Source organism: Actinopolyspora sp. BKK2, from assembly GCF_011291845.1.
Taxonomy (GTDB): Bacteria; Actinomycetota; Actinomycetes; order Mycobacteriales; family Pseudonocardiaceae; genus Actinopolyspora; species Actinopolyspora saharensis.
The window spans coordinates 311,668-329,533 of the sequence record NZ_JAANTE010000003.1 but is presented as its reverse complement, the minus strand read 5'-3'; the positions used below and the strand labels follow the sequence as shown (position 1 = coordinate 329,533).

14 protein-coding genes and 1 riboswitch are annotated in these 17,866 nt (G+C 70.3%); of the genes, 8 read left to right on the top strand and 6 right to left on the bottom strand.

All coding sequences use genetic code 11. The features are described from left to right. Nucleotides 1-5 precede the first annotated feature (5 nt). From G9Q41_RS08365 to lgt, 6 genes are all read left to right on the top strand, one after another. Complete coding sequence (locus tag G9Q41_RS08365) at nt 6-1,646, top strand: anthranilate synthase component I (protein ID WP_165632301.1); 1,641 nt, start codon at nt 6-8, stop codon at nt 1,644-1,646. Then, nucleotides 1,643-2,278 (top strand): Trp biosynthesis-associated membrane protein, encoded by a 636-nt coding sequence (locus tag G9Q41_RS08360; protein ID WP_092522191.1) that lies wholly within the window; start codon nt 1,643-1,645, stop codon nt 2,276-2,278. The genes G9Q41_RS08365 and G9Q41_RS08360 overlap by 4 nt, the downstream gene beginning before the upstream one ends. Before the next feature lie 327 nt (nt 2,279-2,605). After that, the gene (gene trpC / locus G9Q41_RS08355) at nt 2,606-3,418 is read left to right on the top strand and encodes an indole-3-glycerol phosphate synthase TrpC (RefSeq protein WP_092522189.1); all 813 of its coding nucleotides are present in this window, start codon (nt 2,606-2,608) and stop codon (nt 3,416-3,418) included. Nucleotides 3,419-3,426: 8 nt separating this feature from the next. Beyond that, nucleotides 3,427-4,707: a tryptophan synthase subunit beta gene (gene trpB, locus G9Q41_RS08350; protein WP_175455018.1), complete on the top strand. Its 1,281-nt coding sequence runs from the start codon at nt 3,427-3,429 to the stop codon at nt 4,705-4,707. Beyond that, nucleotides 4,704-5,519 carry a tryptophan synthase subunit alpha gene (gene trpA / locus G9Q41_RS08345; RefSeq protein ID WP_092522187.1) on the top strand — a complete coding sequence of 272 codons (816 nt, stop codon included), beginning with the start codon at nt 4,704-4,706 and terminating at the stop codon, nt 5,517-5,519. Before trpB ends, trpA begins: the two co-directional genes overlap by 4 nt. A gap of 54 nt (nt 5,520-5,573) precedes the next feature. After that, complete coding sequence (gene lgt / locus G9Q41_RS08340) at nt 5,574-6,641, top strand: prolipoprotein diacylglyceryl transferase (RefSeq protein WP_165632300.1); 1,068 nt, start codon at nt 5,574-5,576, stop codon at nt 6,639-6,641. Between the two features lie 57 nt (nt 6,642-6,698). Here the strand turns inward: lgt and G9Q41_RS08335 are convergent, their stop codons facing one another. The 4 genes from G9Q41_RS08335 to G9Q41_RS08320 form a co-directional block, all read right to left on the bottom strand. Next, nucleotides 6,699-7,493 (bottom strand): ABC transporter ATP-binding protein, encoded by a 795-nt coding sequence (locus G9Q41_RS08335; protein ID WP_092522183.1) that lies wholly within the window; start codon nt 7,491-7,493, stop codon nt 6,699-6,701. Nucleotides 7,494-7,551: 58 nt separating this feature from the next. Then, a complete protein-coding gene (locus tag G9Q41_RS08330; protein ID WP_207630740.1) occupies nt 7,552-8,640 on the bottom strand; it encodes an iron ABC transporter permease in 1,089 nt (362 codons plus the stop codon). 9 nt (nt 8,641-8,649) lie between these two features. Then, nucleotides 8,650-9,609, bottom strand: a complete 960-nt coding sequence (locus G9Q41_RS08325) for an ABC transporter substrate-binding protein (protein ID WP_165632299.1) — start codon at nt 9,607-9,609, stop codon at nt 8,650-8,652. Nucleotides 9,610-9,712: 103 nt separating this feature from the next. Continuing rightward, nucleotides 9,713-9,789: riboswitch (cobalamin riboswitch) on the bottom strand. A 240-nt stretch (nt 9,790-10,029) separates the two neighbouring features. Further along, complete coding sequence (locus G9Q41_RS08320; RefSeq protein WP_165632298.1) at nt 10,030-12,330, bottom strand: ATP-binding domain-containing protein; 2,301 nt, start codon at nt 12,328-12,330, stop codon at nt 10,030-10,032. Nucleotides 12,331-12,653: 323 nt separating this feature from the next. On the opposite strand from G9Q41_RS08320, the gene G9Q41_RS08315 reads away from it, so the two are divergent. Continuing rightward, on the top strand, nt 12,654-13,394 hold the full coding sequence (locus G9Q41_RS08315; protein WP_165632443.1) for an FCD domain-containing protein: 741 nt from the start codon (nt 12,654-12,656) through the stop codon (nt 13,392-13,394). Between the two features lie 102 nt (nt 13,395-13,496). Here G9Q41_RS08315 and G9Q41_RS08310 read toward each other — a convergent pair whose 3' ends face one another. Beyond that, complete coding sequence (locus tag G9Q41_RS08310; RefSeq protein WP_092522865.1) at nt 13,497-15,851, bottom strand: LuxR C-terminal-related transcriptional regulator; 2,355 nt, start codon at nt 15,849-15,851, stop codon at nt 13,497-13,499. A gap of 20 nt (nt 15,852-15,871) precedes the next feature. Beyond that, nucleotides 15,872-16,294, bottom strand: a complete 423-nt coding sequence (locus G9Q41_RS08305) for a hypothetical protein (RefSeq protein ID WP_245695683.1) — start codon at nt 16,292-16,294, stop codon at nt 15,872-15,874. 109 nt (nt 16,295-16,403) lie between these two features. Here G9Q41_RS08305 and pyk point away from each other — a divergent pair, with 109 nt between their 5' ends. Further along, complete coding sequence (pyk, locus tag G9Q41_RS08300) at nt 16,404-17,825, top strand: pyruvate kinase (protein WP_092522175.1); 1,422 nt, start codon at nt 16,404-16,406, stop codon at nt 17,823-17,825. The last annotated feature ends 41 nt before the right edge of the window (nt 17,826-17,866 follow it).

Genomic DNA, 17,866 nt, shown 5'->3' with positions numbered 1-17,866 from the left:
CAACAATGGCGGCCATGGTCGGCGACGGTGACATCGGCACTGTAAGTCCTTCACGAGCCGAGTTCCGGGAACTGGCGACGGGACGCAGAGTGATTCCGGTGGTGCGGCGTTTGCTCGCGGACGACGAGACGCCGCTCGGGGTCTATCGCAAGCTCGCCCGCGACGAGTCGGGAACCTTCCTGTTCGAGTCGGCGGAGAACGGGCGGTCCTGGTCGCGCTGGTCCTTCGTCGGCGTGCACAGCGCGGCGGCTCTCACGGCGCGCAACGGTCGGACGCACTGGCTGGGGCAACCGCCGGCCGGAGTGCCGACCGAGGGGGATCCGCTGCGCACGCTGCGGGAGACCGTGCGCCTGCTGCACACCGATCCGTTGCCGGGGTTGCCCCCGCTGACCGGTGGGATGGTCGGCTATCTCGGTTACGACGCGGTTCGCCGGTTCGAGCGACTGCCCGACTCGGCCGAGGACGACCTCGGTCTGCCCGAGATGGTCATGCTGTTCGCGACGGATCTGGCCGCGCTGGACCACCACGAGGGCACGATCACGTTGATCGCGAACGCCGTCAACTGGGACGACAGCCCCGAACGGGTCGATGCGGCCTATGACGACGCGGTCCGCAGGCTCGACGAGATGACCGCACGGCTCCACGAGCCGCGGCCTTCCACCGTCGCGACCTTCTCCCGCTCCGAGCCGGAGTTCACGCGGCACCGCAGTTCCGAGCAGCACCAGGAGGCCGTCCGGAAGGCGAAGGAGGCCATACACCAGGGCGAGGCCTTCCAGGTGGTCGTCTCCCAGCGCTTCGAGATGCGGACCGACGTCGAGGCCCTCGACATCTACCGCATCCTGCGCACGACCAACCCGAGCCCGTACATGTACCTGCTGCGCCTGCCCGATCCGGAGGGCGGCAGGCCCTTCGACATCGTCGGGTCCAGCCCGGAGTCCCTGGTTCGGGTCAGGGACGGTCAGGCCACGACCTACCCGATCGCGGGAACCAGGTGGCGCGGCTCGGACGAGGACGAGGACGCCGCCCTGGAGAAGGAGCTCATCAACGACGAGAAGGAGCGCGCCGAGCACCTCATGCTCGTGGACCTCGCGCGCAACGACCTGGGACGGGTGTGCAGGCCGGGATCGGTGCGCCCGGTCGAGTTCTTCAGGGTGGAGCGCTACAGCCACGTCATGCACATCGTCTCCTCGGTCACCGGTGAGCTCGCCGCGGACCGGGTCGCCTTCGACGCCGTGGAGTCGTGCTTCCCCGCGGGGACGCTGTCCGGGGCGCCGAAGCCGCGTGCGCTGGAACTGATCGAGGAGCTGGAACCGGTGCGGCGCGCCCAGTACGGGGGCGTCGTCGGTTATCTGGATTTCGCCGGTGACGCGGACACGGCGATAACGATCCGCACCGCGCTGCTGCGGGACGGGACGGCCTACGTTCAGGCGGGCGGCGGGATCGTCGCCGACTCGGATCCGGCGGCCGAGGACCGCGAGTGCCTCAACAAGGCCATGACCGTGCTCAACGCGGTGGCCACCGCCGAGACCCTGCGGAGCCCCTCGACGGCTTCCGGAGGCGGGGAGGACTCGTTGGAGGCGGCCGGCGTGAGTTCCGCGGTGCCGACGCCCGACAACACCGATGACGGGAATGCGAGGCAGGCGTGACCGGTGAGCAGGAATCCGGCGGCGGGCGCGCCACGGGGCGCCGACTGCTGGTCGCGTGCGTGATCGGCATGATCGCCGTCGCCGTGGGGTTGTGGGCGGCCGGCTCGCTCGTGTGGGTGCACCAGAGGTATCGGACCCCGTTCTCGGGGGAGTCGGTGGCCGAGGTCACCGGCTCCACGATTCGCGGTGAGCTCACCCCGCTCGCGCTGGCCACGTTGGCGGCCATCGCCGCAGTGCTGGCCACGGGCGGGCTGATGCGTCGGGTGATCGGGCTGATCGTCCTGCTGGAGGGGGCGCTGTTGACCTGGCGCCTGGTCGACTGGACCACGGGGGCCCACGGGGTCGACGAGCTGCCCGGAACTCCCCCCGGTACCCGCGCGCTCGCCGTGGAAGGAGTGGTCCCGTACGGTCCGATCCTGATGGGGGCCTGCGCGGCAGTGCTGCTGCTCTGCGGTCTTGCGGTGCTGGTGGCGGCTCGGTGGATGCCCACTATGGGGGGCAAGTACTCGGCTCCCACGGCGGAGCGCGAGCCCAGCGACCCCGACCAGCGCATCTGGGACGCCCTCGACAAGGGGCGGGATCCCACCGAGAACGACGAGCCTCCCGAGGGGGGCGGCCCCCGGAGCTCCTGAGCGAGTTCTCCCGCCCGGTCCGCTCCGCGCGCTCGCGGGCCCGGGGCGGGCGCTCCGGGGCCTCCGGGATGTCGCGGAAAACCTCCTACTGGGGGAGCCCGTGTGCCCCCGAATGCGGGAACGGTGTGACCACCAGGGACTTAGGTCCTTGGTGCGCTGGGACGTTCTTCCGCCCCCTGCGGTGGGGTTCACACCGAACGGGGTTAGCATCGATAACGCGACCGGCACGGCGGGGAAGGGGAGTGTCGTGATCGAGCGCGACGAGACGATCCGCGCGTATTGCCACCTGCGAGCAAGTGTCCGGCCGGCCCTAGGTGAGGTGCGCGCGTGAGCGTTCTGGACACGATTATCGAGGATGTGCGAACGGATCTGGCCGCTCGTGAGGCGGCCGTTCCGTTCGAGGAAATCAAGCAGCGTTCCGCTGCCGCACAGCCGCCCAAGGATGTGTGGGCGGCGCTGCACGAACCGGGCGTCGGTGTGATCGCCGAGGTCAAGCGGCGCAGTCCCTCGAAGGGGGACCTGGCCGACATAGCCGAACCCGCCGATCTCGCCGCGGAGTACTGCGACGCGGGCGCCAGGGTGATCAGCGTGCTCACCGAGGAGCGTCGTTTCGGCGGTTCGCTCGCCGATCTCGACGCGGTGCGCGCGCGGGTGAGTGCTCCGCTGCTGCGGAAGGACTTCATCGTCAGCCCCTACCAGGTGCACGAGGCGCGTGCGCACGGAGCGGACATGGTGCTGCTCATCGTGGCCGCGCTCGAGCAGAACGCTCTCGAGGCCCTGCTGGACCGGGTGGAGTCGCTCGGGATGACGGCCCTGGTCGAAGTGCACAACGCCGAGGAGGCCGACCGGGCGCTCGCCGCGGGCGGGAAGATCATCGGAGTGAACGCGCGGGACCTGCACACGCTGGAAGTGGACCGGGAGGTCTTCGGGCGGACAGCCCCCGGGCTTCCCGCCGAGGTGATCAAGGTCGCCGAGTCCGGGGTGCGCGGACCCAGCGATCTGATGGCTTACGCGGGTTCCGGCGCCGACGCCGTTCTGGTCGGCGAGGGGTTGGTCGGCAGCGACAACCCGCGTGCTGCTTTGACGCAGTTGGTCACGGCGGGGTCGCACCCCGCGTGCCCGCGGCCGAGTCGGGGATAGGAGACCGGATGACAGCACGCGATCCCGAGGGGGCGAGCGGCGTGAGCGGTGCGCACGTCACGTCCGGTGGGCACGACCCCGACGAGGGCGGACACTTCGGGCCCTACGGGGGGCGGTTCATGCCCGAGGCGCTCATCGCCGCTCAGGACGAGCTCGCCGAGGAGTACGACAAGGCGCGCAACGATCCCGAGTTCGTCGCCGAACTCGATCGGCTGCTGCGCGACTACGCGGGCAGGCCCTCGCCGTTGACCGAGGCCGAGCGGTTCGGTGCCCACGCGGGAGGGGCCCGCGTGCTGCTCAAGCGCGAGGACCTCAACCACACCGGCTCCCACAAGATCAACAACGTGCTCGGCCAGGCCCTGCTGGTCAAGCGCATGGGAAAGCGCCGGGTGATCGCCGAGACCGGAGCCGGACAGCACGGGGTCGCCACGGCCACCGCCTGCGCGCTGCTCGATCTGGACTGCGTCATCTACATGGGCGCCACGGACACCGAGCGGCAGGCGCTCAACGTCGCCAGGATGAGGTTGCTCGGGGCGGAGGTGCGGCCGGTGAACACCGGTTCGGCCACGCTCAAGGACGCGATCAACGAGGCCCTGCGGGACTGGGTGACCAACGTGGCCGACACCCACTACCTGCTGGGCACGGCGGCCGGGTCCCACCCGTTCCCGCTGATGGTGCGCAACCTCCACAAGGTGATCGGTCAGGAGTCCAGGGAGCAGGTGCTGCGCTCGACCGGAGCGCTCCCCGACGCCGTGGTCGCCTGCGTGGGGGGCGGATCCAACGCGATCGGCGTGTTCCACGGCTTCGTCGACGATCCGGGGGTCCGCCTGGTCGGCATGGAGGCCGGTGGGCACGGTCTCGACAGCGGGGAGCACGGGGCCGCCCTCACGAGCGGAACACCGGGCACGCTCCACGGGGCCAGGTCGTACCTGCTGCAGGACGAGGACGGCCAGATCGCCGAGGCGTACTCGATCTCGGCCGGGCTGGACTACCCGGGTGTGGGCCCGGAGCACGCGTGGCTGGCCGACAGCGGACGCGCCGAGTACCGCGCAGTGACCGACGAAGAGGCCATGGAGGCGTTCAAGCTGCTCTCCCGCACGGAGGGCATCATCCCCGCCATCGAGTCGGCCCACGCGCTGGCCGGAGCGCTGCGCCTCGGCGAGGAGCTCGGTCCCGAGGCGGTGCTGCTGGTGAACCTCTCCGGACGAGGGGACAAGGACATGGACACCGCCGCGCACTACTTCGGCCTCGTGCCCGAGGCCGGTATCACGGGAGAGGACCAGCAGTGAGCCTGGAAGATGTTTTCCGCACCTGTGCGGCACAGCGGCGGGCGGCGCTGATCGGCTACCTGCCAGCGGGGTTTCCCACGGTGCCCGAGAGCGTCGAGCTCCTCGAGGCCATGGTCCGGGGAGACGGCGACACCCCCGGCTGCGACGTCGTCGAAGTGGGGCTGCCCTACTCCGATCCAGTGATGGACGGGCCGACGATCCAGTCCGCTTCCGGGCAGGCGCTGCGCAACGGATTCCGGGTGCGCCAGCTGTTCGACGCGGTCTCGGCGGTGGCCGCCGCAGGCGCGGCGCCCGTGGTCATGAGCTACTGGAACCCGATACATCGCTACGGCCCGGACGCCTTCGCCGCGGATCTGCGAGCCGCGGGCGGGTTCGGGCTGATCACCCCGGACCTGATCCCGGAGGAGGCCGGGGAGTGGTCGACCGCGTCGAACCGGCACGGACTCGACAGGATCTTCCTGGTGGCTCCCTCGTCCTCGGAGCGACGCCTGGCGCTGACCGCCGAGGCAGGCTCGGGCTTCCTCTACGCGGCCTCGGTGATGGGGGTGACCGGGGCGCGCGACTCCGTGTCCGGTTCGGCGCGGGAGCTGGTGCGACGCACCAGGCAGCACACGAGCCTGCCGATCGGGGTTGGACTCGGGGTGCGCAACGCCGAGCACGCGGCCGAGGTGGGCGAGTTCGCCGACGGGGTGATCGTCGGTTCCGCCTTCATCACCCGTGCCGAGCAGGAGGGAGCCCCGGGAGTGGGGGCTTTCGCGGGCGAGCTGGCCAGGGGCCTGCGCGCCGAGCCCGCGTCGACGGCGGACCGGTGATCCGGACGGGGAACCCGTGTCGGAGGCGGTCCCCGCGCCCGTTACGGTAGTCACGTGACTGTCGCGCTGCCGACCCCGGTGACCACGCAGCTGGCCAACATACCCAGTCCCGATCGCGGGGTCTGGTTCCTCGGTCCGATCCCCATCCGCGCCTACGCGCTCTGCATCATCGTCGGCATCATCATCGCCATCCTCTGGGCGGAGCGCCGTTGGGTGGCGCGCGGCGGCCGCAAGGGCGCGGTCACCGACATCGCCGTTTTCGCGGTTCCCTTCGGCCTGGTCGGTGGCAGGCTCTACCACGTGATCACGGACTACTGGCGCTACTTCGGCGCCGACAGTCCGAACCCGTGGTGGGGAATTTTCCAGATCTGGCAGGGTGGTCTCGGCATCTGGGGAGCCGTGGCCCTCGGCGCGGTCGGAGCCTGGATCGGTTGCAGGCGTCGCGGAGTGCCGCTGCCCGCCTTCGCCGACGCGGTGGCCCCAGGGCTCGTGGTGGCCCAGGCGGTCGGCAGGCTGGGCAACTACTTCAACCAGGAGCTCTACGGCGGCCCGACCGACCTGCCCTGGGGCCTGGAGATCTACCAGCGCGCGCCGGACCCGGTCACCGGGGTGGCCGTCAGCGACGTGCCCGTCAAGGTCGTGCACCCCACGTTCCTCTACGAGCTGCTGTGGAACCTGCTCGTGGCGCTGCTGATCGTCTGGGCCGACCGCAAGTTCCGGATGGGGCACGGCAGGGTGTTCGCGCTGTACGTGGCCGGCTACACCGCGGGGCGCTTCTGGATCGAGATGATGCGCACGGACCCGGCCTCCACCCCGTTCGACCTCGGGATCAGGGTCAACGTCTACGTCTCGGCGCTGGTCTTCCTGCTGGCCGTGGTCTACCTGCTGCTCGCCCGGCGGGGCCGGGAGGAGCCGCACTTCCTGCTCGGCAAACCCGTCCCGGGCGATCCCGATTACGGGGCCGGGAACTCCACGCCCCCGGAGAGCGCGGACTCGGGGCAGCGGAGCGGGCGCGGTTCCGTCACGGAGGAGAGGTACGAGGCCGAGCACGCTCGTGCTGAGGAGTCCCCGGACTCCTCAGCTGAGCAGGGGGGCGCGGAGCGGCCGAACAGCACCGAGTGACCGGGAATCGCCGGCGCGCTCCGCCGGAGCGCGCCCGGTGCTGACCGAGGGCGCTGATCACGACTCCTGCCGAGGCCCCGCGGCGCGCACGGGCGCCACCACCGGGGAACCGTCCGGGGCGGACAGCACGGAGATCCGCGCGGTGTAGTGCTTCTCCAGCGTGTCGGCCGTGAGCACCTCCTCGGGAGTGCCCTCCGCCGTCACCACACCCCCGTTCAGCAGCAACAGGCGCTCGGCGTACTGGCCCGCCACGGTGAGGTCGTGCAGGGTGCTCACGACCGTGGTTCCCCGCTCGTGACGCAGCCGATCGACCAGGTCCAGCAGTTCCTGGGCGTGCCCCACGTCCAGCCCCGTGGTCGGCTCGTCGAGCAGCAGCACCCCGGCGCGTTGGGCCAGGGCCCGCGCCAGCACGGCGCGTTGCCGCTCACCCCCGGAGAGGGTGGGCAGTTTGCGATCGGCCATCCGGGTGAGGTCCAGCCGATCCAGCACCTCGGCCACCACGTCGAGGTCAGCCCCGGTCTCCCTGCCCAGCAGTCCCGTGTGCGGACTGCGCCCGAGCAGCACGTAGTCGGTCACGGTCAGCCCCACGGGCAGCTGCGGAAGCTGGGGCGCGTACCCGAGCGCCCTGGCCCGGTCCCGGTGGCGCAGTCCGCTGACGGCGCGCCCGTCCACGAGCACCCGGCCGGTGTGCTCGACGAGACCGAGCACGGCCTTGAGCAGGGTGGACTTGCCCGAGCCGTTCGGTCCGATGACCCCGAGCCAGCCCCCGGAACCGATCCCGGCGGAGACCTCGGAGACCACTGTGCGTCCCCGGTACCCCGCCGAGAGCCCGTCGATTTCCACGGTGCTCATGCGCCTCGCCTCTCCGTTCGCGGTCCCGGTCCCCGCGGGACGCCTCTTTCTCGTTCGGTCACCGCGCGCGGTTCGTGCGCAGCAGCAGGGCGAAGAACGGGGCCCCGGTGAAGGCGGTGACCACGCCGATCGGGAGCTCGGCCGGAGCCATGACGGTCCGGGCCAGCGTGTCGGCCCCCACCAGGAAGGAACCGCCGAACAACAGCGAGAGCGGAACTATCACCCGGTAACTTCCCCCCGCGGTCAACCGCACCAGATGGGGGACGACCAGTCCGACGAACCCGATCAACCCGGCCACCGAAACGGCCGACGCCGTGGCCAGCGACGCGGCCACCAGCACCAGGGCCCGCACCCGGCCCGGTCGGACGCCCAGCGCGCTCGCCTCCTCGTCCCCGGTCCCGAGCAGGTCCAGCAGGCGGGCGCACGCGCACAGCACCACGGCGGCCAGCGCCGAGGTCGGCAGCACCACGAGCACCTCGTCCCAGCCCGAGGTGCTCAGGTTGCCGAGGATCCACATGTACACGCGCTGCAGCGACTCCACCCGGAGCTGCTGGACGAACGTCTGGGCCGCCGTGAGGAAGGACCCCACGGCCACCCCGGCCAGCACCAGGGTGGCGGTGTCGGGGCCCGCGGAACGGCCGATCAACCAGGTGAGCCCGACCCCGCCCAGCGCACCGCCGAAAGCGGCCACCTGGGCCAGGCCGGTGCTTCCGAGATCGACCTGCGGCGTCGTGATGACCACGACGGTCACGCCCAGGCCTGCTCCCGCCGCCGCCCCGAGCAGGTAGGGATCCGCCAGCGGATTGCGGAATACCCCCTGGAAGGCGGCTCCCGAGATCGCCAGCGCGGCTCCGACCAGCGCCGCGAGCACCACGCGGGGGACGCGCAGCTGCCAGAGGATCGCGGCCTCCCGCTCGGACAGCGGGGAGCGTCCCCCGGTCAGCTGCGCACCGATCTCGGTGAGCACGCGCTGCCAGCCCAGATCGGCCGCGCCGAGCAGCACGGACAGCAGCGCCAGCGCGACCAGCGCCGCGATCCCGCACAGCACGTGGACCGGCCGCAGGACGTTGTGCCGTGGACGTGCTCCGCGCCCGGGCGCTCCGGGAGAGCCGTCCGTGACTGCGGGGCCGGCCCGTAACTCGCTCATCCGGAACGGTCAGCTCTTCTGCGCGGCGGTGACGGCCTCGCTGATCGCGCGGGCCAGTTCGACCACGCGCGGGCCCCAGCGGTTGGCGATGTCCTCGTCGAGCTCGTGGACCCGTCCCTCGCGCACCGCGGTCAGGCTGTCCCAGCCCGCTCGCCGGGAGACCTTCTCCTCGGTGACGCCGGCGGAACCGGTGTCGGCGAGGAAGATCATGTCCGGGTCGGCCCGCAGGATCTTCTCCGCGGAGATTTGGGGGAACTTGCCGTCGCCGGCGGAGTCGGCGATGTTGGTCAGCCCGAACTTCCGGTAGACGCTGCCCACGAAGCTGTCGGACGTGGCGGTGAAGTGGTCCGGGCTGATCTCGTGGTAGTAGGTCAGCTCCCCGCCGGGGTCGGGAGTCTTCGCGACCAGTTCGTCCAGCTGGGAGCGCATCCGGTTCACGGTCTCGGTGGCCCGCTCGCCGTGCCCCGTGGCCCGTCCCAGCGCCTTGATCTGGTCGTACGAGTCCTGGAGGTTCTCGGCCGAGGGGGTGAGCAGCACCGGCACGTCGATCTTGCGCAGTCCGTCGGCCAGCGAGTCCGCGCTGCCCGCCTGGGCGATCACGAGGTCGGGGCGGTACTCGGAAACGGCGCTCGCGCTGGTGTCCAGGGCGGAGAAGTCCTTGCGCGGAGCCCTCTCCGGGTAGTCCGAGTTCTTGCCGACCGCGACGACCTGCTCGCCCGCGCCGATCTCGTAGAGGACCTCGGTGGCCGTCGGGCTCAACGAGACGATGCGCTTCGGCTGCTCCGTCAGGGTGATCGACTGGTTGTCGGACAGCTCGACCTTGACCGGGAAGGAGGAGGCGGAGTCGTTCCCGCTGCTCGACTGCCCGCCGGAACCGGGTCTGCTCGCGCACGACGTGATTGGAACGAGCAGCGCGAGCACGGCCAGCAGCAGGGCGGCGTTGCGGCTAAGTCCGATCGTCCGGCTCATGACTGTCCTCGGTCTCGGCCGGTGCACGCGGAGTCCGCCACAGAACCGGCCGACACCGCGTTCCTGCACCGGGAACGGCGGTCTCGAGTGACGTACGAGGCGACCTGGCTCGGCCCGGTCGCTCCGCCGCGGCGGAGCGGGGCCTCACAGTTGCGGGACAGCACCGGAGTCGCACCGGGTTTCGCTCGTACGGCACCACGCGGGCTGCTCCGGGGAGCAGTCAACGTTCTGATCAGCAAAGATATCAGTTCGTTCGGTCGTGTGAGCGAACAGCCCCGCCGGGGACGGCAACGCGCTCCGGGTCGCGTCCCGGAGTGTGGGAAGTTCGGCGGGTGCACCGCGACTTCCGCCCTCGATCCGACGTGGCGAGGACTCCCGGCGGGCGGGAGGTGCCGCGCCGGACCGAGGGCGCCGGTCCGCTCATTCCTCGATCTCGAGGCCCTGCAGCTCCGGGGGCAGGTCGCCGGTGTGCACGACGGCCAGCCTGGTGGTGCTCCTGGTGAGCGCCACGTACACATCGCTGAGCCCCCGACTGGACTCGGACAGCAGCACCTGCGGCTCGACCACGACCACGCTGTCGAACTCGAGCCCCTTGGCCTGATCCACCGTCAGCACCATCACCGGTGCTTCCAGGCCCTCCGGCTGGGGACCGAAGGCGGCCTCCGGAGTCCGCTCGACGATCGAGGGACCGATCTCGGAGAGCTCGCCTGCCGGGAGCAGCACCGCGACCCGCCCGCCGTCGACGGCTCCCGTCTCCTTCGCGGTCACCTCCGCGACCCGGGTGGGCAGCTCCTCCTCCGCCACGCGGAGGCGGTAGGGCTCCACCCCGGTGCTGCGCACCGAGTTGGGCACTGAGAGGTCCACGTCCATCGCGGACAGCAGCGACTCCGCGCGGGACATGATCTCGGAAGGTGTCCGGTAGTTGATCGTCAGCTCCTCCAAGCGCCAGCGCCGCGCCACGTACGGGGACAGCACCTCGTGCCACGAACTGGCCCCCGCAGTGGAACCGGTCTGGGCGATGTCGCCGACCACCGTCATGGACCGACTGGGGCACCTGCGCATCAGCACGCGCCAGGCCATCGCGGACAGCTCCTGGGCCTCGTCGATGATGACGTGCCCGAAGGTCCAGGTGCGGTCGCCTGCGGCCCGCTCCGCGGCCGTCATGTCGCTGTCGGTGCGATGCCGTTGCGCCAGCAGGTCGGCGTCGAGCACGTCGGAGACCCGCAGCCGCTCGGGGTCGATGATCTCCTCGTCCTGCTCCATGATGTGCAGCACGCCCTCGGCGTAGGCCAGCTCCTCGCGCTCCTGCTGGCGCTGTGCCTGCTGCTGCTCGGAGTCGTCCTCGCCGAGCAGCTCGGCCAACTCGTCGAGCAGCGGTGCGTCCGAGGGGGTCCACTCGGCCCCCGACCCGCGCAGCAGGGCCTGCCGCTGCTGCTCGTCGAAGTACTTGCGGGACGCCTTGCGCAGCCGCTCGGGCGAGGAGAGCAGCTCGTCGAGCAGCGTGGTCGGTTCGAGCTCGGGCCAGAGCCCCTCCAGGGCCTCGCACACCCCGGTATCGGCGCGCAGCTCCGCGGAGATGTCGTCGATGTCGCGCTGGTCGAGCAGGTCCCTGCCGAGACGGTCGGCCACCTGCAACGCCAGTGCCGAGAACATCTCGCGGCGGAAGATCTTCCTGGCCTCGTTGTGCGACTTGCGCGATTTGCGCGCCTTGGTGCGTGCCTGGCTGCACGTGCTCTTGTCGATGTGGAGCGGTTCGCGGTCGAAGGTCACCTCGATGTAGTTCTTGGGGACCTGTTGCCGCTCGCGCACCGCGTTGTTCAGGACCGAGACCATCTCCGAACGCCCCTTGAGCTCGGCGGCCTCGGCGGACTCACGTCCGGTGGCCACCACGCCCGGGTACAGCTCGCCGACGGTGGACAGCAGCACGCCGGTCTCCCCGAGCGAGGGGAGCACCTGTCCGATGTAGCGCAGGAACGTCGGGTTGGGGCCGACCACGAGCACGCCGCGCTTGGTCAGCTGCTGCCGGTAGGTGTAGAGCAGGTAGGCGGCCCGGTGCAGCGCGACGGCCGTCTTGCCCGTTCCCGGGCCGCCCTGCACCACCAGCACGCCGTTCATGCCGCTGCGGATGATCCGGTCCTGCTCGGCCTGGATGGTGGCGACGATGTCGCCCATCTTCCCGGTGCGGCGCTCGTCCAGGGCCGCGAGCAACGTGGCCTCGCCGGCGAGGCCGAGATGACTGCTCTGCTCGGCCGCGTCCAGATCGAGGACCTCGTCCTCCAGATCCGTGACGGTGCGTCTGGTGGTCCGGATGTGCCTGCGGCGCACGACTCCGTCCCTGGACGCCGCCGTGGCGAGGTAGAACGGCCGCGCGGCCGGAGCGCGCCAGTCGATGAGCAGCGGTGTGTACTCGTTCTCCTCGTCGAACAGCCCCAACCTGCCGATGTGAAAGCGTTCACCACTGTCCAGGTCGAGCCTGCCGAAACACAGCCCGTTCTCCACCGCGCTCAACTGGGAGAGCTTGTCGATGTGCATCTTGGTGGAAATGTCGCGCTCGGTGCGCGCCTGCGGTGTGCCACCGGTTTCGCGGAGCGTCTCGGCCAGACGCCTGCTGTTGTACTGGCGTAGCTCGTCGAGCTTGTCGTAGAGCATCGACACGTACTGCTGCTCGGCGGCGACGCTGTCGGTGTGGTCAAGTTCCCGATCGGCTCGGGTGTCGGACACGACTCCACCTCGTGCGGTCAAGAGCGTTGGGACAGGAAATGCGCCAAGTGGAGGCGCGGCGGTGTCGAATGCGAACACCACGGCCCGCCAGCAGGGCCGACGAACGAGTATACCCCCGCGGGGAGGGTGCTTGCCGGTGCGTGATCGCCGAGCCGGTGTGAAGCACGTGGCCCGTGGCGGGAGCCGTGCGGGAAAAGCGGCCCCGACCGCGTGAGTAGTGCGACGACTATTCTGGGGAGCCGGAATGTGCACGTGCCATGTTGGCGGCCCTCCTGCGCCGTCACCGGGGTGGGCCGCGCGGTGACTTCCGGGCGGGGCTCGGGATGTCCCGGGCGTGCGTGGCGGCGAACGGAGCCAGGTTGAGCGGAGGACTGCACGGAAAGATCGTCGACGTTCTGGGGCGCGAGATCAGCTCCGGAACGCATCCGCCCGGTAGCGTGCTGCGCGTCGAGGACCTGGAGCAGCGTTTCGGCATATCCCGCAGCGTGGTGCGCGAGGTGGTGCGCACGCTCGCCTCGATCCGGCTCGTGGTGGGGCGTCAGCGGATCGGGATCGTGGTGCGGCCGCGTGAGGAGTGGAACACCTTCGATCCGATGCTGATCCGCTGGCTGCTGGAGGTCGACAGGACCAACCAGGTCAAGACCCTCGTGGAACTCCGCACCGCGGTCGAACCGGTGGCCGCCGGTGCCGCTGCGCAGCGTGCCGACGCCGAGCAGGTGGCCGAGCTGGTGCGTCTCGCGACCCGGATGAGCGAACTCGCCTCGGCAGGGGCCCTGGAGGAGTTCCTCGACGCCGACGTGGCCTTCCACTCCCTGGTGCTGAGGTCCTCGGGCAACGAGATGTTCGCCCAGCTGCACGAGGTGGTGCGCGAGGTGCTGCGCTGGCGCACCGAGCAGGGGCTGATGCCCGCACGTCCCGAGCCGATGGCCATCGAGCTGCACGACGAGATCGCACGGTGCATCGGTCGGGGCGACGGCCGGCGCGCCGAGGAGGCCACGAGGGAGCTGGTCGCCGAGGCGCTGCACGGGACGTTGGAGCTGCTGGACGCTCCCTCCGAGGCGTGAGCCGCTCCGCACCGGTGGTTGCCGGCCGCCCGCACCCGGCACGCGGAGCGCGGCTCGGCAAGGGACGGGGCGGAGGTCCGGTGAGCCGTGCGGAGGGCCCGGTCAGGACTGCTCCGACTGCTGGCCCGCGACCCACCCCGCGATCTGCGCCCGCGAGGTGAAGTCGAGCTTGGTGAGGATGTGCTGCACGTGCCCTTCCACCGTCCGCAGCGCGATGACCAGTCGTTCGGCTATTTCCTTGTTGGTGCGTCCCTGCGCCACGAGCTGGGCGATCTCCCGCTCCCGGCTCGTCAGCGGCATCGGGTGCACGTTCTCCCGCGAGCTGGCTCGCGAACGCTGCTTGATCTCCAGCGCGTAGTCGATCGCGGCCTCGGAGGACCAGCGGTATCCGCGGTCGAAGGCGTCGTTGTACTCCTCGGAGCCGAGGGCCTGCCGCGTGTCGACCAGATGACTCCGGTGCTGCTCGGCGAAGGCGGCGTAGAGATTGGGGGTGGAACGCGCCGCCTCCCAGGCTCCGCCCGCCGCCCCGAACAGCCGGGCCGCGCGCTTGTCGTCACCGCGGCGGCGCGCGGCCCAGGCCATGGTGTCCATGCTGAAGGCGATGGCCAGCCGGTTGTCCAGCCTGCGCTGCAGGCTCAGCGCTTCCTTGAGGGCCGAGTCGGCCCGCTCGGGGTTGTCGGCGGTGATCTTGAGGTAGCCGATCGCCCACAACGTCCAGGACCGCCAGTAGATCTCCCCGCGCCCGGTGGTGATCGCCAGCGCGTCGTCGAGCAGTTCCAGACCGTGCTGTCTTCGCCCGCCCAGCGTGTGGGCGAGCCCGAGCCCGATCAGCGCGAACAGCTCGCCCTGCGGGTCGACGTGGCGGCGGAAGGCGGTCAGCGCTGCCTGGAGGAGCCGGGTGGCCGTGTCCGTTTCCTGCTCGAACAGCGCCGCCATGCCGTAGACCTGGGTCAGATGGGCGCGTTCGAGGGCGGCGTCCTCGTCCTCGATCGTGGTGATGGCCGTGTCCAGGGAGCGCCGCGCCACCGAGACGTCCCCGTGCAGCAGGGTGAACCAGGCGCTCGCGGCGAGTGCCGAGGCCCGGTCCCGCCTGGCGTGTTCCGTGCCGGTCAGGGCCAGCGTCCTGTCCAGCCAGTGTCGCGCCTCCGAGTGCAACCCGCGCAGTTGCCAGTAGCGTCCCAGCCCGATGGCCAGGCGCAGGGCGGAGGACGGGTCCTCGGCCGCCCTCTCGGGAGTGCTCGCCAGGTGCAGGGCCGTGCGCAGGTTCGCCTGCTCCATGCGCAGTCGCCGCACCCATTCGACCTGCTCGGCGCCGATCCACTCGGCGGAGAACCGAGCCACGATGTTGCTGTACCACTGCCGGTGCCGTTCCTCGGTCCCGGAGCGCTCGCCCGCAGCGGTAAGCTTCTCCAGACCGTACTCGCGCAGCGCGTGCGGGATCCGGTAGCGGCTCGGGCCGTCGTGCTCGGAGTCGCGCAGCAGGATCGACTTGTCCACCAACGAGTGGACGAGCGTGGCGACGTTCCCGCGGTCGACGGCGTCTCCGAGGACGTGTTCGGCGGCCTCCAGGTCGAAGCTGCCCGCGAACACCGACAGGTGCGCCCACGCCCTGCGGTCCTGCTCGGTGCACAGGTCGTAGCTCCAGTCGATCAGGGCGCGCAGCGTCCGCTGCCGTTGCGGCGCTCCGCGCCGTCCTCCGCTGAGCAGCTCGTAGCGCTCGTTGAGGCGCTGCTCGAGCTGTTCGGGGGACAGGGAGCGCAGCCGCACCACGGCCAGCTCGATGGCGAGGGGGTTCCCGTCGAGCCGCTGGCACAGGCGCATCAGCACGGGAGCGTTGTCCGGGGTCACCTCGAACTCGGGAACCACGGCGCGGGCCCGGTCGGCGAACAACCTCACTGCCGCGTACTGCTCGTAGGCCTCCGGGGCGGGAAGTTGCTCCTGCTCGGGGGTCTGCAGCGGTGGGACGACCAGCGTGCTCTCCCCTGCGATGCCGAGGGACTGCCTGCTGGTGGCGAGTACGCGGACCCCGGGGCAGGAGCGCACGAGGACGTCCACGAACTCGGCGCAGGCCTCCACGAGGTGCTCGCAGTTGTCCACGACGAGCAGTGTTTCGCGTTCGCGGAAGTACTCGACGATGTCGTCGGTCTCCGTGCCACCGGAGGACTCCGGGATGCTGAGCTGTTCCACCACGGTGGCGGGCAGCAGTTCCGGGTCGTCCAGGTCGCCGAGATCGACCTGCCAGACCTTGTCCCGGAACGACTTGCGCGCGCCCGTGGCCACGCGCAGCGCCAGCCTGCTCTTGCCGATCCCCCCGGGGCCGGTGAGCGTAACCACCCGGGACTCGGCCAGCAGTCGTTTGGTGAGCGTGATCTCGCGACGCCTTCCGACGAAGCTCGTGACCTCTGCCGGGAGATTGCCGCCGGCCGTGCGTGAGCGAGCTCGTGCGGTGGAGTCCACGCCCACGAGAATAACGCGATTCAGTCCGCGGAACCGTCGATCAGCTCCGCTCCGGAGCGCGCTGACCTGGGGGAACGATTACTCACTCGAAGGTGGGAACGCCCTCTCGGCCCGCGAGGCCCGACCCGGTCCGAGGAGCTCCGCTTCGGCCGGAGGAGCGCCAGCGCGGCGAGGACGCCCGCCAGATCCGCCACGAGGTCGAGGGGATCGGCGTGGCGATGTATCGGCAGCGCGGCCTGCAGCAGCTCGGACAGCGGTGCGTAGCAGACCAGCGCGGTCACCAGCGGGCCTGAGCGCAGGCCGGCCAGCTTCCCGGTGCCGGTCAGCGCGAGGAAGAGCGTGAGGTGGACGAGCTTGTCCGCGCCGGGAGGAGCGGTGGGAACCCCGCTCGAAGGGGTGAAAAGAATCACCGCGCTGGCTACGCAGCAAATCGTGAACAGCACGCGGTGGAGGAGTTTACTGAAAGGATCCAGCACTGTGGCCTCTCGGAAGGTGGACAACGCCGGTGGTCGCATACTGCGCGCGCGATAGTACGGATTAGGCTGTGACACCGTGAGTCGACGAGCCAAGATAGTTTGTACTATGGGGCCAGCAACGGCCAGCCCGGAGAAGGTGAGTGCGCTCGTCAGCGCCGGGATGAACGTCGCTCGGCTGAATTTCAGTCACGGTAGTCACGAGGACCACCGCCATGTTTACGACATGGTCCGCGCCCAGGCGTCCGAGTCCGGACGCGCGGTGGGGATTCTCGCCGACCTGCAGGGGCCGAAGATTCGGCTGGGGACCTTCGCCGAGGGCGAGGTCGAGTGGCGTACCGGTGAGACGGTGCGGATCACGGTGGAGGACGTGCAGGGCAACCATGATCGGGTGTCCACGACCTACGAGGGACTGACCGGCGACGCGAAGGTGGGCGACCGGATCCTCGTCGACGACGGGAAGGTCGGACTGACCGTGACCGCCGTCGAGGAGACCGATGTGGTCTGCCAGGTCGACGAAGGGGGGCCGGTCTCCGACCACAAGGGGCTCTCCCTGCCGGGAATGGACGTCTCCGTTCCGGCGATGTCGCCCAAGGACATCGACGACCTGGAGTTCGCGCTGAACATGGGCGTGGACTTCATCGCGCTGTCGTTCGTCCGCACCCCGGCCGACATCGACATCGTGCACCAGGTCATGGACCGGGTCGGTCGCCGCGCCCCGGTGATCGCGAAGCTGGAGAAGCCCGAGGCGGTGGACAACCTCGAGGCCATCGTGCTCGCCTTCGACGGAGTGATGGTGGCCAGGGGGGATCTCGGCGTCGAGCTCCCGCTGGAACACGTGCCGCTGGTGCAGAAGAGGGCGATCGGGATCGCCAGGGAGAACGCCAAGCCGGTGATCGTGGCCACCCAGATGCTGGATTCCATGATCGGCAACCCGAGGCCGACCAGGGCGGAGACGTCCGATGTGGCCAACGCCGTGCTGGACGGCACCGACGCCGTGATGTTGTCCGGCGAGACCAGCGTCGGGGAGTACCCGGTGGACACGGTGGAGACGATGGCCCGCATCGTCGAGGCGGTCGAGGCAGGTTCCTCGGAACCGCCGGAACTGAGCCACGTGCCGCGCACCAAGCGGGGAGTGCTCTCCTACGCCGCCAGGGACATCGGGGAGCGTCTCAGCGCCAAGGCGCTGGTGGCGTTCACGCAGTCCGGTGACACCGTGCGGAGGTTGGCCCGGTTGCACACCAGGCTGCCGCTGTTCGCGTTCACCCCCGAGGAATCCGTCCGGAGTCAGCTCGCTCTCACTTGGGGGACGGAGACCTTCCTGGTTCCTAGTGTGGAGACCACCGACCAGATGGTGCGCCAGGTGGATCAGGCCATGTTGTCGATCGGACGTTCGGAGACCGGGGACACAGTGGTCATCGTCGCCGGGTCTCCTCCGGGGACGGTTGGCTCGACGAACCTGGTTCGGGTGCACCGTCTCGGCGAGGAAGACCACGTCTGATCTCCCCGAAGCGTGGCGGAACCGGAGTACGCGGCACCGCG